We start from the raw sequence: 15,251 nt of genomic DNA, 5'->3' as shown, positions 1-15,251 counted from the left end.
GATGGTGGGTTGGTAGAGGCTCGATCCGGGATATCAGCCCTGTTCTTCGACGAACGCCTTGTAGCCGGCTTCATCCATCAGGCCGTCCAGTTCCGACGGTGACGACAGCTTGAGCTTGAGAAACCAGCCTTCGCCTTCAGGCGCCTCATTGACCTTGCCCGGCTCGCCTTCAAGCATTGAGTTCACTTCGACGACTTCGCCGGACAGGGGTGCATAGACCTCGCTGGCGGCCTTGACGCTTTCCACGACAGCAGCCTCGTCACCGGGTGCAACCGTCTTGCCGATGGCGGGCAGTTCGACAAACACCAGGTCACCGAGCTGTTCTGCGGCGTGCTGGGTGATGCCGATGGTTGCAACGTCGCCGTCAACGCTGATCCACTCATGCTCTTTTGAATATTTTACGTCGCTCATTTTCGTATTCCTCCAGATTGCAGTTTGTTTATCGTTTGAATGATTTGGCCACGAAGGGCAGTTTGATGACCTGTGCCGGCAACGCCTTGCCACGCACCATGAGTTCAAGGGATTGACCGGCCTTGGCGAGTGCGGGCGGGACGAACCCCAGCGCGACAGGCCCGCCGGCCGAGGGGCCGAAGCCGCCTGATGTGATCACGCCGACTTCCTTGCCGTCCGACATGATAACGGTGCCTTCACGCGCCGGTGCACGGCCTTCCGGCTTGATGCCGGCGATCCGTCGCGACGCGCCGTCGGCGATTTCGCGCTGGATGCGGGCAGCGCCGGGAAACCCGCCTTCAGTGCGGCGATGTTTCTGGATAGACCACAAAAGGCCCGCCTCAACCGGTGAAACGGTGTCGTCAAGCTCGTGGCCATACAGCGACAGCCCGGCTTCCAGGCGCAGCGAATCGCGCGCACCAAGGCCGATCGGCAGCACATCCGGGTGTGCCAGCAGGGCACGCCACAGACCTTGTACTGTTTCGTTGCGCACGGTGATCTCATAGCCGTCTTCGCCGGTGTAGCCTGACCGGGTGACATAAATGGCCGACCCGCCAAACTCGAACGGTGCGCCCTGCATGAACTGAAGTGCGGCCACGCCCGGCACAATTGTTTCAAGGGCTGCTTCGGCTCTGGGCCCCTGCAATGCCAGCAGCGCCCATTGCGGCAGTTCTTCAACTGTCACGCTGTCTGGCAGGCGGGATTTGAGGTGGGCAAAGTCGATTGCCTTGCGCGATGCGTTGACCACCAGGTACAGGCGGCCTTCGGTGTCGGGCAGGGCAGAGCGAGCCACCATCAAATCATCGATGATGCCGCCGTCGTCATTCAGCAGTTGCGTGTAGCGCTGCTGGCCTGGCTCAAGTGACACGATATCGGCAGGCACCAGTGTTTCGAGTGCCGCAGCCGTGGTTTCGTGGTCGGGGCCTTTGAGCCACGCCTGTCCCATGTGCGAGACATCAAACAGGCCGGCCTTGTCGCGGGTGTGAGTGTGTTCGGTGAGGATGCCTGACGGATATTGGACCGGCATCAGGTAGCCTGCAAACGGCACCATGCGCGCACCTAAAGCTTCATGCTCCGGTGTCAGCGGTGTGGTTTTCAGGTCTTGTGGTGTGTTGTTTTCAGACAATTTCCATCTCCCGGCTCGCTCTTAAAGGTTGCATATGCGTAACGACATCCATTGTCGCTCACATATGCCCCCTCTGTCCGTGACCTGAGAGATTTCACTGGCTTTGTGGTGGCCAGCTTACGCCCTTCGGTGAGTGGCATTTGCGCCACTGCTCTCCAGAGATGTGCCGTCCCTGCGGTCCTTTTGCCTGAGAGTTTCCGGGGCGGTTGCTCCTTCGGCGCCGGGCTTTTCAGTCCGGTCTCTCCCGCAGGGTGGTACGAAAGTGCGACAACATGTGCCCGCTTCCTCGGCAAAAGTCAAATCGCTTCCGCATAGTGGGATAACCTTTGCGTGAGTTATACCAAAGGAAGTGGTTATTTGAACTTCCGGAAAAAGCGGGTGCGGTCAAACATCTCCTCCAGCGTCTGCATGCGTTGCTTCGTGTCACTCCAGGTGCGGGTTTCAATGGACGCGATCATGGTCTCGATCAGCAGCAGGGTTGCGGCGGATGAATCCCACGCCGACGGCACCTCGACATGCACGCCAAAGCTGTGGTCGGCGATCTTGTCGACCGGCGAGCGCCACTGATCGGTGAACAGGATGATGTGCGCGCCGCGTTCCTTCGCCATCTCGGCAAGGCGCAGGGTTGAATTTTCATAGCGGCGAATGTCAAACAGCGCCAGCACATCGCCCTGTTTCATGTCGAGCAGATAGTGCGGCCAGGCGTTTGAGATCGACTGTATGTTTGTGACATCCGGGCGAATGACCTGCATGTGCAGGAAAAAGTAGTCGGCCATCATCCGGGTAATGCGGCCACCGGCGATGAACAGATGCCGGTCAGTGTCGGCGAGCAGGTCGCAGGTCCGGTCAAAGGCCTGATGATCGATCTGGGCCAGTGACTGGCGGATATTGTCCAGCACGGCATCTGTAAACCGGTTGAGAATGTGTTCGGTCGGTGCCTTGCCGGCCCAGCTGTCGTGCTTGGCAATCGGGTTGGAAATGCGCGCTTCCAGCTCGTCGCGCAGGCTGGCCTGGAACTCTGCGAATCCGGCAAAGCCCAGCTTCTGTACCAGCCGGGCAACCGTCGGGGCTGAAACGCCGGCCTTGCTGGCCACATTGGTGATGCTGCCAAGCCCCGAAACCGGATAGTTTTCCTGCAGTGAACTGGCCAGTTGCCGTTCTGCACGGGTAAGGCTGTCAAACTTTTCTGTCAGCAGATCTGTAACGCTTACCGATTTTTGGACCAAATCCCGACCTCCGGTTTTGAAAACCTAAACACAAGCAATCCTCTTTAGAAGAAATATTTTCAGAAATTCTGTTGACAAAGCTGTCAGGTATGTAAAAATTTTTTCAGTTTGGGAGGGGTGTGATTTGACACACGCGGCAATGCAGGCTTTTGAAGGCGCATTTACGGCGCCTGCTCCGCTTGTGGTCAATCGCGACGGCGTCTCTCCGGTCATCGTCGTGTGCGAGCACGCCTCTTGCTTCATTCCGCCTGAACTGAACGCTCTGGGCCTGGATGCGGAAGGCGCAAAGAGCCATATCGCCTGGGACCCCGGTGCAATGGTGGTCGCCGAAGGCATCAGCAACAAGCTTGATGCGGTTCTGGTCGCAAGCCAGGTCTCCCGGCTGGTTTATGACTGCAATCGCCCGCCGGACGCCGAAGGCGCAGTCCCTTCAAGAAGCGAGATTTTTGATGTTCCCGGCAACCGGAACCTGGGCCAGGCGGAGCGTGATACACGGATAGCGCTGGTGTACGAGCCGTTCCGGGCAAGCCTGGCGAGCGTCATCGCGGCAGCAAACGACCCTTGCATTATCGTAACCATTCACAGCTTCACGCCCACCTACAATGGCAAGGCCCGTGACGTCCAGCTGGGTATCCTGCATGATACCGATACCCGCCTGGCAGATGCCATGCTGATGAATACCCATTGGCACACGTCTCTGGATGTGCGCCGCAACGAACCTTATGGTCCCGAAGACGGTGTGACCCATACATTGCGGGAAAATGCTGTCCGCGCCGGGTTGCACAATGTCATGATCGAGATCAGGAATGACCTGATAACCACGCCCCGTGAGCAGGACGCCATGGCAGCCACATTGTCCGGTTGGATCATCTCCGGTTTAAGAGAACTGGGTGTAGCCATACCCGGCGAGGAGGCCTGATGCCGGATTTCGTCAGGTCATATGTCCGCATTGTCGACGAAGTGAACCGGCGCCTGGGACGGATCATCATGTATTTCATCTTCGTGATGATCTCCATCCTGTTGTGGTCGTCTGTCTCGAAAGCCACAGGCTGGCCATCGCTGTGGACGCTTGAGATGGCCCAGTTTGCCATGGTCACCTACTATATCCTGGGCGGCCCGTATTCGATCCAGCTCGGCTCCAATGTCCGCATGGACCTGTTTTACGGCGAATGGTCGGTAAAGAAGAAAGCGTGGTTCGACGCCATAACCGTTTTGTGCCTGATGACCTATCTCGGCGTCCTGCTCTACGGTGCGATTGAAAGCACGGCTTACTCCATCGAATACTGGGAACGCAGCCGGACCATCTGGCGACCCTATATGTGGCCGATCAAGTCGGTGATGTGTATCGGCATATTGTTGATGCTGCTGCAGGCGATTTCGGAATTCTTCAAGGACATTGCGCGTATTCGCGAGGTGGAACTTTAGAATGGACCAGGACCTGATCGCAATTCTGATGTTCTCCACCATGATGCTGATGCTCATGACCGGGCAGCGCGTGTTCGGCGCCATCGGTTTCGTCGCCGTCATGGCGGCCCTGTTCCTGTGGGGCACCGGCGGCTCCGACATCGGCTTTTCCGCCGCCATGAAGCTGATGAAATGGTATCCGCTGCTCACCCTGCCGATGTTCATCTTCATGGGCTATGTGCTGTCGGAATCCAAGATCGCAGACGATCTGTACCGCATGTTCCATGTCTGGATGGGCGGACTTCGAGGCGGGCTTGCCATCGGCACCATCGGGTTGATGGTGCTGATTTCCGCCATGAACGGTCTCTCGGTTGCCGGCATGGCGATCGGTGCCACCATTGCGCTGCCCGAGCTTTTACGCCGCGGCTATGACAAGCGCATGGTGACCGGCGTGGTTCAGGCAGGCTCCTCACTCGGCATTCTGGTGCCGCCGTCCGTGGTGCTGGTGCTGTATGCCATGATTGCGCGTCAGCCGGTTGGCCAGTTGTGGCTGGCAGGCGTCATTCCCGGTCTGATGATGGCTGCGCTGTTTATCATCTATATCGTTGTCCGTTGCCGCCTGCAGCCGGAACTGGGACCCGCGCTTCCACCCGAAGAACGCAACATGCCGATGAACGAGAAGCTGAAGCTGCTGCGCGCCGGCCTGCTGCCGCTGGGCATTTTCGCCGCCATGATGGTGCCGTTCGTCAATGGCTGGACCAGCCTGGTTGAAAGCTCCGCCATTGGCGCCATGACGGCGTTTGTGGCCGCTGTCCTGAAGCGCCGCATGACCCGCGAGGTGTTTGAGGTGTCTGTGCGCCAGACGCTGGGTATCTCGTGCATGTTCATGTGGATCATCCTGGCGGCGCTGGGCTTTGGCGCGGTGTTCGACGGGCTCGGCGCGGTCAAGGCCATCGACAGCCTGTTCACCGAGCAGCTTGGCCTGGAACCATGGATGATCCTGATCCTGATGCAGTTGTCGTTCATCCTGATGGGAACGTTCCTGGACGATACGGCCATGCTGGTGATTGTCGCGCCGCTGTATGTGCCGCTGGTCGGTGCGCTCGGTTTCGATCTGGTCTGGTATGGCGTGCTCTATACCATCACCACCCAGATCGCCTACATGACACCGCCGTTTGGCTACAACCTGTTTTTGATGCGTGCCATGGCGCCGCCGGAAATCGGGCTGACCGACATCTACAGGTCCATAATACCGTTTGTCGGCGTGATGATCCTGGCGCTGATACTGGTCATGGTGTTTCCGGAAATCGCATTATGGCTGCCGAATTATGTGTATGGGAAGTGATGACAGGATTGAGCAGGATTGGGGGAGTGTTCGTGAGGCCGACAGGCCAGCGAGGACTGGAGTGAAGTGAAGAGTGAAAAGAGTAACTGAAAACCAAAGTGGAGGTTTGTGACATGACGACAAGACGTAAATTTATCCAGGGAGCCGGCGTTGCCGGTGCCGCAACGCTTGCCGCACCTGCCGTGCATGCCCAATCGAAAATCAAGTGGCGCATGCAGACCTATGCCGGTCCGGCTCTGGCCGAGCACGTTATCAAGCCGGCCATTGACAGCTTCAACAAGGTCGCCCGCGACGAGATGGAAATCGAGCTGTTCTTCGCAGACCAGCTGGTGCCGACGGGCGAGCTGTTCCGCGCCATGCAGAAGGGCACCATCGACGCTGTACAGTCTGATGACGACTCCATGGCATCGCCAACCGAGGTGACGGTGTTTGGCGGCTACTTCCCGTTTGCCAGCCGCTATTCGCTGGACGTGCCGGTGCTGTTCAACCAGTACGGCCTGAACGAGATCTGGGATGCGGAATATTCCAAGGTAGGTGTGAAGCACCTGTCAGCCGGTGCCTGGGACCCTTGTCATTTCGCCACCAAGGATCCGATCAATTCGCTGGCCGATCTCAAGGGCAAGAAGGTATTCACCTTCCCGACCGCCGGCCGCTTCCTGGCCCAGTTCGGGGTGATACCGGTGACGCTGCCGTGGGAGGACATCGAGGTTGCAGTTCAAACCGGCGAATTGGACGGCATTGCCTGGTCGGGCATCACCGAGGACTACACCGTGGGGTGGGCCGACGTGACCAATTACTTCCTCACCAACAACATCTCAGGTGCCTGGGCAGGGTCGTTCTTTGCCAACATGGACCGCTATAACGAGCTGCCCGAGCATCTGAAGGAACTGCTCAAGCTGACCATGGACCAGAGCCATTACTACCGCCAGTGGTGGTATTGGGGTGGTGAAGCGTCCTTGCGCGTCGACGGTACCAAGATGAAACTGACCTCCATTCCGGATGCCGAATGGCAGACGGTTGAAGATGCTGCCGTCAAGTTCTGGGACGAGATTGCGGCTGAGTCGGAAACCAAGAAGAAGGTCGTCGACATCTTCAAGAAGTACAATGCCGACATGACCAAGGCTGGACGGCCGTACCGTTACAGCTGATCGACCAAACCAGACTGCATGCCGGCCCCTGTGAAGTTGGGGCCGGCGTGTCGCTTATTTTGTGTCCGCGCGGAGGGTTGAATGCCGGGATTACTGACAATTGCCGAACTGACAACAGCTGTTGAGGCAGACGACATTGACACTGTCATCATGGCGCAGGTCGACATGCAGGGCAGGTTGATGGGCAAACGCTTTCACGCGCAGCATTTTCTTGACTCTGCCGTAAACGAAACCCACAGCTGCAATTACCTCATGACCGTCGACATGGAAATGGAACCGGTGCCGGGCTACAAGTCCGCCAGCTGGGAAAAGGGATATGGCGACTACATGATGAAGCCGGACCTTGCCACCCTGCGCCGCCTGCCCTGGCAGGACGGCGTCGCAATGGTGTTGTGCGATGTCATGGACCATCATGGCCACGAGGACATTCCGGTATCTCCGCGCGCCATCCTGAAAAAGCAGATTGCAAGGCTCGAAGCCATGGGCCTGTCGGCGATGATGGCGTCGGAGCTTGAGTTCTACCTGTTTGAAGAAAGTTTCGAGGAAGCCCACGGGCAGGGGTATCGGGACATGAACCTGATCAGCCCCTATAATGAGGATTATCACCTCTTCCAGACCACCAAGGAAGAAGACGTCATGCGCGCCGTTCGCAACGGGCTTTACGGTGCCGGCATTCCTGTCGAGTGTTCCAAGGGCGAAGCCTGGGCCGGGCAGGAGGAGATCAACGTCAAGTATGCCGATGCACTGACCGCGGCCGACAACCACGTCATCACCAAGAACGGGGTAAAGGAAATCGCCTGGGCTCAGGGCCGTGCGGCTACTTTCATGGCCAAGTGGGACTATGAAGCCGCCGGTTCATCCTCGCATGTGCATCAGTCCCTGTGGTCGAAGGACGGCACCGAGGCCCGCTTCCACGATCCTGAGGGCGAATACGGCATGTCGGACATGATGCGGCAGTATCTGGCCGGCCTTTTGGCCCATGCTTCGGAGTTCACCTGCTTCCTGGCGCCGAACATCAATTCCTACAAGCGTTTCCAGGCCGGCACCTTTGCCCCGACAAAGGCGATCTGGTCGCTGGACAACCGCACGGCCGGATACCGTATATGCGGCAGCGGCAAGGCGGTGCGCGTGGAGTGCCGGGTGGGTGGCTCCGACCTCAACCCGTATCTGGCATTTGCGGCCCAGATTGCAGCCGGTATTTCCGGTATTGAAAACCAGATGGAACTGGAACCGGAGTTCAAGGGCGATGCCTACGCGGCAAAACGGGCTCGCGAAATCCCCGCCACCCTGCGGGATGCTGCCGTGGCGCTGAAGAAGTCGAAAATGCTGCGCGCTGCCATGGGAGACGAGGTCGTGGAGCATTATGTCCACGCCGCCGAATGGGAGCAGTTTGAATATGACCGCCGGGTGACCGACTGGGAGATTGCCCGCGGATTTGAAAGGTCCTGACACCGAAGATGAGCACGTTGAAATGTATTTCACCGATTGACGGGTCGGTGTTCGCCGAACGCCCGGTTGCCTCCATGACGCAGGCCGAGGCAATTGTCGATCGGGCGCGCAAGGCGCAGAAGTCGTGGGCGGCGCGCCCGCTGGATGAACGCATCTCGCTGGTGCGCAACGGCCTTGCCCGGCTCGGCGGGATGAATGACGAGGTGGTGCCGGAAATCGCCCACATGATGGGTCGCCCGGTGCGTTATGGCGGCGAGTTCGGCGGCGTCGATGAACGCGCCTCCCACATGGCCGACATAGCGGAAGATGCACTGACACCGATTGTCATTGAGGACAGCGACAGCTTTGAACGGCGCATTGAGCATGAGCCGCACGGACTGGTGCTGGTGATCGCGCCGTGGAACTATCCCTACTTGACCGCCATCAACACGGTCGCACCGGCGCTGATCGCCGGAAATGCGGTTGTCCTGAAGCACGCCACGCAGACACTGCTGGCCGGCGAACGGCTGGTAAAAGCCTTCATCGAGGCAGGCGTGCCGGAAGACGTGTTCCAGAACATATTCCTGGATCATGAAACCACCTCTCGACTGATTGCCGCGAAATCGTTCGGGTTTGTGAATTTCACCGGCTCGGTCGGCGGCGGCAAGGCCATGGAGAAGGCCGCCGCGGGCACCTTCACCGCACTGGGCCTGGAGCTTGGCGGCAAGGACCCGGGCTATGTCATGGAAGACGCCGACCTTGATGCCGCCGCGGACACCCTCATCGATGGCGCGATGTTCAATTCGGGCCAGTGCTGCTGTGGTATCGAGCGCATTTACGTCACTGAAAAACTGTATGATGCGTTCGTGGAAAAGGCCGTGGGGATTGTCTCCGGTTACGTGCTGGGCAATCCGCTCGACCAGGCAACGACACTGGGCCCGATGGCCAATGTCCGCTTTGCCGATCTGGTGCGCAGCCAGACTGCTGAAGCCATCGGGCAGGGTGCGAAGGCGCACATCGACACATCCGCCTTCGCTGACGACGGCGGCACCTATCTGGCCCCTCAGATACTCACCAATGTGAACCACGACATGCGCGTCATGCGCGAGGAAAGCTTTGGTCCGGTCGTCGGCATCATGAAGGTCGCCGACGATGCTGAAGCGATCCGGCTGATGAACGACAGCGATTTTGGCCTCACGGCATCCTTGTGGACGGCGGATGCAGAACGCGCCGCCCGTATCGGTCGCGACGTCGAGACCGGCACCGTGTTCATGAACCGCTGTGATTATCTTGACCCGGCACTGTGCTGGACCGGCTGCAAGGACACCGGCCGTGGCGGCGCCCTGTCTGTCATCGGCTACCGCAACCTCACCAGACCCAAATCATACCATCTTAAAAAGGCACTCACATGAACCTGACTGCTAACTGGTCCTATCCGACCGCAATCCGTTTTGGAAATGGACGCATTGCCGAAATCGGCGAAGCCTGCGCCCAGGCCGGCATCAGCAAACCGCTGCTCGTAACAGACAGGGGCCTGCGCGACTTGCCGATCACCGCGAAAACGCTTGACCTGATGGACGAAGCCGACCTGGGCCGCGCGATCTTTGCCGATGTCGACCCCAACCCCAACGAAATCAATCTCGAAGCCGGCCTGAAAGTATTCCGCGACGGCGGCCATGACGGCGTGATTGCCTTTGGAGGCGGTTCCGGCCTTGACCTGGGCAAGATGGTCGCCTTCATGGCTGGTCAGACCAGGCCGGTCTGGGATTTTGAGGATGTCGACGACTGGTGGACGCGGGCCGATGCCGACGCCATTGTACCCATTATCGCCGTGCCGACGACGGCAGGTACCGGCTCGGAGGTGGGACGAGCCAGTGTCATCACCAATTCCGAGACCCATGTGAAGAAAATCATCTTCCATCCCAAGGTTCTGCCGGCCGTGGTAATCTGCGATCCGGAGCTGACGGTCGGCATGCCGCCGGCCATTACCGCCGGCACCGGCATGGACGCGTTTGCGCATTGCCTGGAGGCGTATTCCAGCCCGCATTTCCACCCGATGAGCCAGGGCATGGCGCTGGAAGGCATGGCGCTGGTCAAGCAATACCTGCCGCGCGCTTATGCCGATGGCTCCGACATGGAAGCCCGCGCCCAGATGATGGCGGCAGCCTGCATGGGCGCAACGGCGTTCCAGAAAGGCCTCGGCGCGGTACATGCGCTGTCACATCCCATTGGTGCTGTTTACAATACCCATCACGGCACCACCAATGCGGTGTGCATTCCAGCCGTATTGCTGTTCAACCGCCCGCAAATCGAGGACAGGATCAATGCCGCGGCTGCCTATATGGGCATTAATGGTGGTTTCGACGGCTTCCTGGCGTTTGTCGAAAACCTCAACGCAGAACTGGGCATTCCTGCCCGGCTCGGTGATATGGGTGTCGGCATTGACCGGGTTGACGAGTTGACCGCCATGGCGCTGGAAGACCCCAGCGTCGGCGGAAACCCCGTAACGATGACACCGGAAAACACCAGGGAACTGTTTCTGGAGTGCATCTGAAGACCCGCACGCCGGGATGATCCCGGCGCACAGGAAACATGGCCGGCCTGGTTGTGCAAGCCGGCCTTGCTGCAGGCATTTCCTGCCACTAGGTTCGCGCCGATGAAAAACCAGCCTGCCCAGTATTTGCGAGCTATTCATGGCTGGTTCTTCAAGCCGAAGCCCTGGCCGCTGGCTGAGGGCAGGCCGTGGATGTGCCGGCCGGCGGTAAATCAACTGGAAAAACTGGTTGTGCCCGGCATGCGCATACTGGAATGGGGCAGCGGCGGTTCAACAGTTTTCTTTGCCGAACGCGGCGCGCAGGTCACCTGTATTGAACATGACCCGGTCTGGGCAAGGCTGGTTCGATGGGAACTGGCGCGACGCAATCTGAATGCGCAGGTCAACATCAACCAGATCGACCTCGCCGCTGACTATGTCGACAGGGTCGAGCACCTGGAAGGCAGTTTTGACTTGGTGATTGTCGATGGCCGCAGACGGGTGGAATGTGTCAGCAAGGTTCACAGCCGGGTGGTGCCGGCGGGATGGCTTGTTCTGGATGATTCCGACCGGCAAGCCTATTTACCGGCAGTTGAGCAGTTGGCGGGCTGGCACAAGCTGGTTCTGAAAGGTCCGCGCCCGCACACAAAAGACGATCCCCAGACCACCATGTGGCAAAAACCGGATGAAGACGCAGAACGTGGCTGCTGAGTAATACGCGCAACCTCAGATGACGGCCAAATTTCGGCTTGTGACGAATTACACATCTTTGCGAGCATCTTTCATGGACACTGCAACCATCGAGAGACCCAGTAAAGATAGAGATTTAGTTATGCGTACTTTGAAAAAAACCCGTCAGACTGCCGTGATTATTCCATTCGTGCCAAAGGCTTCAGTTTTTGCCACTCTTCCCGGAATTCCGAAGTTCAGTCGCTGAAACAGCCAACCGGATTGATTTGTCTGGCTTGCGTTTGTGAGAACAGGCATGAATTTTCTTAGCTTTGTGGATGCTGCAGCCGACACGCTGCGCTGACAGCAAAGACAAATGGTCATCTGACAGCAGAACCCGGCATTCGGGTCACGAACAGCGGACCCCTCTGGAAACACCAGATTGCGCCAACCCGCAGAATTCTATCTCAAATGGTCGGAGTGGCGAGATTCGAACTCACGACCCCCTGCTCCCGAAGCAGGTGCGCTACCAGGCTGCGCCACACTCCGACATTTGAAGAATGTTCGCCGTTATACTGCCGGAAAACGTCGACTTCAAGCCATGACAAACAGGTGCGAAATCCACCGTTGCAGGCGCAAGGCGAAATCAGTATGTTGCCGCCATCCCGCTCAGGTGATGTGACCTGTTTTCGGATTTTGCTGGGGCGTCGCCAAGTGGTAAGGCAGCGGCTTTTGATGCCGCCATGCGCAGGTTCGAATCCTGCCGCCCCAGCCAGTTTATGTTTTTGGTGGAACAATTCAGGCGGGTAACTCAAAGCCATGACAGCCACCACTTCCGAACACTCGCGGGTATCGCTGGCACGACTGGTCCTGACCATCCTGCTGCCGTTCTCGCTATGCTATTTCCTGTCCTACCTGTACCGCGCGGTAAACGCCGTCATTGCACCCAACCTGGTGTCGGACATCGGGCTGGATGCGGGCGAGCTTGGCCTGCTCACAGCTGCCTACCTGATCGGTTTTGCCGGGTTCCAGATACCGCTTGGGTTGTTGCTGGACAGGTTCGGACCGCGAAAAGTACAGGCCGTGCTGTTGTGTGTCGGTGCCCTTGGCGCGGTGCTGTTTTCCTATGCCGCCGGCAAATGGGGCTTGAGCTTCGGCCGCATGCTGATCGGCATCGGCTCTGCCGGTGGACTGATGGCCGGGTTCAAGGCGGTGACCATTTGGGTGCCGGAACAGCGCCGCGCCCTGGCCAATGCCTGCATCATGGCGGTCGGCGGCCTGGGCATTCTGTCAGCCACCGTGCCGGCAGAATGGGCAACAGTGCAGTTTGGCTGGCGCGGCATGTTCGTCGGCCTGATGGCCGTCACACTCGCCGTGGCGGTTTTCCTGTATCTCGTCGTGCCGGAGCGCCCGAAGGAAAACGCGGTAAAAGCGGATGCAGGCAGTGTGTTCAAGGCTATCGGCATCATCTACCGGGACCCGGTGTTCTGGCGCGTGGCCCCGTTTGTGGCGCTTACGGCAGGGTCTCATATCGGCGTACAGACCCTGTGGGCCGGACCCTGGATCAGGGATGTTGCCGGCATGGACCGCGACGCCGTGGCCCAGGTGCTGGGGCTGTCGGCGATGGGTTTCCTCGTTGGTACCTTGATGACCGGCTATGTCGCGGACTGGCTGGGCCGCAAGGGCGTTGGCCTGCTCACCAGCATGACCGGTTTCGTGCTGGCGTTCATGGCGATACAGCTTGTGATCCTGCTTGAGCCGGTCGCCATGACGCCGCTGGTGTGGTTTGCCTTCGGCATGTTCGGCCAGGCCGGCATCCTGGCCTATCCGTGGCTGGCCCAGTATTTCGGCGCCCATCTTGCCGGGCGCTCCAACGGCTGTCTCAATACGCTGGTTTTCGGCATTGCCTTTATCTCGCAATATGTCATTGGTGCCATCATCGATCTGTGGCCGGTCACCGCGTCGGGCGGGTATGACCCGGTTGCCTACCAGGTGTCCTTTGGCCTGTTCCTGTCGCTGCAGGCACTGACATTCATCTGGTTTTTGCTGGGCGCGCCATCGGCGCATCTCAGAAGGGAAGAGACATGAGCGATCCTGTGTTGGTGGAAGTAACCCGCGGCGGCATTATCGAAAGTCGTCATGCCGGGGCTTTTGCGGTTGTCGGGCGAGATGGCGAGCTGGTCGCCTCGGCAGGTGACATTGACAGGCCCGTGTTTCCGCGCTCGGCCATCAAGGCGCTGCAATGCCTGCCGGCGGTTGAGGTCGGTGTGGTCGAAACCTATGGCATGGCGGATGAGGAAATCGCGCTGGCATGTGCCTCTCACAACGGCGAGCCAGCCCATGTTCGCGTGGCCCGCTCGGGCCTGGCCAAGGCCGGTGTCAGCGAACAGGCCTATGAGTGCGGCGCCCACTGGCCGTTTCCCGGTGATGTGTCGCGCGCCATGGTGGCCGCCGGCGAGCACGCTCTCCAGGTTCATAACAATTGTTCCGGCAAGCACTCCTTCATGCTCGCTTTCGCCACCAGGCTGGGCGTCGATCCCAAAGGCTATGTAAAGCGCGATCACCCGGTTCAGCAGGCCATCGAGAAACTGATCGGCGAGATGTGCGACTATGACCTCACCCACACACCGTGCGGCATCGACGGCTGTTCGGTGCCGACATGGGCAATCCCACTGCGCAATATCGCATTGGGCTTCCAGCGCTTCGGCTCAGGCGAGGGCGTGAGTGACGACCGGGCCGAGGCCAGCCGGCGGATCATTTCAGCGGTTCGCGCGCATCCGTTCATGGTGGCCGGAACCAAACGGTTCTGCACCGACCTGATGAAGGCTGTGCCGCGTGCATTCGTCAAGACGGGCGCGGAAGGGGTGTTTTGCGCCACCATTGCACACGCCGGTATCGGCATTGCGCTGAAATGCGACGATGGCGCCGGGCGGGCGGCGGAAGCACTCCTTGCAGGCGTCATGTCCAGGCTGGACTGCTGGACGGAGGCGGAACGCGCGGCGCTTGAAGCCATGTCCGACGTCACCGTGAAAAACTGGAACGGTATCGAAACCGGCCATGTCAGCGCGGTTAATCTCTAATCGTTCATTGCGGGGGCTGCAGGGCAAGCAGCGCGTCGCGCGTCGCGTCGTCTGCGGGAAACATCAGTTCGATCTTCAGTTCGGCGACCGCGATGTCTTCCGGCGTGCCGAACTGCGCCAGTGTTGAAAAGAACGACAAGGTGCCGGTGCCCGCACGGTACCGGGCCGGGATGACGGCAGGCAGCGTGCCATTGATACTGTGTGAGCCGGGGCCGAGAATTCCGGTCAGTTGTTCCACGGCCTTGTCAAGCACCGCGTCTCCGCCCAGATGTGCGCTTTCGGTGCGCAGGCGCACCGCCATGTGCTGCAGGACTTCCGACCAGTTTTCCAGCGCGGCTGACATCAGTTCCATGTCCAGCATAGCATCGAGCAGGCTGTCGCCCTGGGCAAGGCCGATGCCGCCCAGCAGGAATGTGGCCGATGTATTGGCCTTGACCACGCACCAGTGTTTGTCCAGCGCAAATGCCGGGAACGGGTCGTGACGCTCCAGGGTCCAGTCAACGGCGGCGCGAACATGGGCCATGTCATCATCGCTCAGTTCGCGGCGCCGGTAGGCCGGTGCGAAGCCTGCCGCGCCCAGGAAGGCGTTGCGGGCTGAATGCGGCACTTCCAGCGTCTCGCACAATTGCATGGCCATGGACTGGCTCGGCCGGGCCCGTCCGGTTTCCAGGAACGAGATATGCCGTGCCGAGACATTGGCGGTAAGCCCGAGATCAAGCTGGCTCATCCGGCGCTGTCCGCGCCATTGTCTGAGTGCCGTGCCAAAAGTGTTGTGCATGATCGGTGCCCTTCGGGTGTGGTTCCGCCCCATCTTACAGGCACCCGTGACCGAAAACACTTAC

Annotated in this window: 14 protein-coding genes, 2 tRNA genes and 1 riboswitch; of the genes, 11 read left to right on the top strand and 5 right to left on the bottom strand. The window is 59.4% G+C overall.

Going from position 1 to position 15,251, the window contains the following annotated elements; all coding sequences use genetic code 11:
• Positions 1–33: 33 nt before the first annotated feature.
• From gcvH to DHN55_RS01065, 3 genes are all read right to left on the bottom strand, one after another.
• On the bottom strand, positions 34–411 hold the full coding sequence (gene gcvH / locus DHN55_RS01075; protein WP_108879573.1) for a glycine cleavage system protein GcvH: 378 nt from the start codon (positions 409–411) through the stop codon (positions 34–36).
• Between the two features lie 28 nt (positions 412–439).
• Positions 440–1,576, bottom strand: a complete 1,137-nt coding sequence (gcvT, locus tag DHN55_RS01070; protein WP_108879572.1) for a glycine cleavage system aminomethyltransferase GcvT — start codon at positions 1,574–1,576, stop codon at positions 440–442.
• Positions 1,577–1,741: 165 nt separating this feature from the next.
• A riboswitch (glycine riboswitch) is annotated at positions 1,742–1,833 on the bottom strand.
• 96 nt (positions 1,834–1,929) lie between these two features.
• Positions 1,930–2,802 (bottom strand): SIS domain-containing protein, encoded by an 873-nt coding sequence (locus DHN55_RS01065; RefSeq protein ID WP_108879571.1) that lies wholly within the window; start codon positions 2,800–2,802, stop codon positions 1,930–1,932.
• A 139-nt stretch (positions 2,803–2,941) separates the two neighbouring features.
• On the opposite strand from DHN55_RS01065, the gene DHN55_RS01060 reads away from it, so the two are divergent.
• From DHN55_RS01060 to DHN55_RS01025, 8 genes are all read left to right on the top strand, one after another.
• Positions 2,942–3,721 carry an N-formylglutamate amidohydrolase gene (locus DHN55_RS01060; protein ID WP_108879570.1) on the top strand — a complete coding sequence of 260 codons (780 nt, stop codon included), beginning with the start codon at positions 2,942–2,944 and terminating at the stop codon, positions 3,719–3,721.
• The gene (locus DHN55_RS01055; RefSeq protein WP_108879569.1) at positions 3,721–4,227 is read left to right on the top strand and encodes a TRAP transporter small permease subunit; all 507 of its coding nucleotides are present in this window, start codon (positions 3,721–3,723) and stop codon (positions 4,225–4,227) included. Before DHN55_RS01060 ends, DHN55_RS01055 begins: the two co-directional genes overlap by 1 nt.
• A gap of 1 nt (position 4,228) precedes the next feature.
• Entirely contained in the window at positions 4,229–5,551 is a 1,323-nt protein-coding gene (locus tag DHN55_RS01050; protein WP_108879568.1) for a TRAP transporter large permease subunit, read from the top strand.
• 113 nt (positions 5,552–5,664) lie between these two features.
• Positions 5,665–6,699, top strand: a complete 1,035-nt coding sequence (locus tag DHN55_RS01045) for a twin-arginine translocation signal domain-containing protein (RefSeq protein WP_108879567.1) — start codon at positions 5,665–5,667, stop codon at positions 6,697–6,699.
• A gap of 81 nt (positions 6,700–6,780) precedes the next feature.
• Complete coding sequence (locus tag DHN55_RS01040) at positions 6,781–8,148, top strand: glutamine synthetase family protein (protein ID WP_108879566.1); 1,368 nt, start codon at positions 6,781–6,783, stop codon at positions 8,146–8,148.
• Between the two features lie 8 nt (positions 8,149–8,156).
• Complete coding sequence (locus tag DHN55_RS01035) at positions 8,157–9,539, top strand: aldehyde dehydrogenase family protein (protein WP_108879565.1); 1,383 nt, start codon at positions 8,157–8,159, stop codon at positions 9,537–9,539.
• On the top strand, positions 9,536–10,681 hold the full coding sequence (locus DHN55_RS01030) for an iron-containing alcohol dehydrogenase (protein WP_108879564.1): 1,146 nt from the start codon (positions 9,536–9,538) through the stop codon (positions 10,679–10,681). The genes DHN55_RS01035 and DHN55_RS01030 overlap by 4 nt, the downstream gene beginning before the upstream one ends.
• A 102-nt stretch (positions 10,682–10,783) precedes the next feature.
• Positions 10,784–11,371 carry a class I SAM-dependent methyltransferase gene (locus DHN55_RS01025; protein WP_108879563.1) on the top strand — a complete coding sequence of 196 codons (588 nt, stop codon included), beginning with the start codon at positions 10,784–10,786 and terminating at the stop codon, positions 11,369–11,371.
• 430 nt (positions 11,372–11,801) lie between these two features.
• On the opposite strand, the gene DHN55_RS01020 is transcribed toward DHN55_RS01025, so the two are convergent.
• Positions 11,802–11,878 (bottom strand) — tRNA-Pro (locus DHN55_RS01020).
• A gap of 151 nt (positions 11,879–12,029) precedes the next feature.
• Here DHN55_RS01020 and DHN55_RS01015 point away from each other — a divergent pair.
• The 3 genes from DHN55_RS01015 (at position 12,030) to DHN55_RS01005 (ending at position 14,409) form a co-directional block, all read left to right on the top strand.
• A tRNA-Gln gene (locus DHN55_RS01015) sits at positions 12,030–12,104 on the top strand.
• 44 nt (positions 12,105–12,148) lie between these two features.
• Positions 12,149–13,417 carry an MFS transporter gene (locus tag DHN55_RS01010; protein ID WP_108879562.1) on the top strand — a complete coding sequence of 423 codons (1,269 nt, stop codon included), beginning with the start codon at positions 12,149–12,151 and terminating at the stop codon, positions 13,415–13,417.
• A complete protein-coding gene (locus DHN55_RS01005) occupies positions 13,414–14,409 on the top strand; it encodes an asparaginase (RefSeq protein ID WP_108879561.1) in 996 nt (331 codons plus the stop codon). The genes DHN55_RS01010 and DHN55_RS01005 overlap by 4 nt, the downstream gene beginning before the upstream one ends.
• Positions 14,410–14,413: 4 nt before the next feature.
• Here DHN55_RS01005 and DHN55_RS01000 read toward each other — a convergent pair whose 3' ends face one another.
• Entirely contained in the window at positions 14,414–15,187 is a 774-nt protein-coding gene (locus DHN55_RS01000) for an MmyB family transcriptional regulator (RefSeq protein ID WP_108879560.1), read from the bottom strand.
• Positions 15,188–15,251 lie beyond the last annotated feature (64 nt).

This window comes from Anderseniella sp. Alg231-50 (assembly GCF_900149695.1).
In the GTDB taxonomy this organism is placed as follows: Bacteria; Pseudomonadota; Alphaproteobacteria; order Rhizobiales; family Aestuariivirgaceae; genus Anderseniella.
This window is presented reverse-complemented; position numbering and strand designations above follow the sequence as displayed.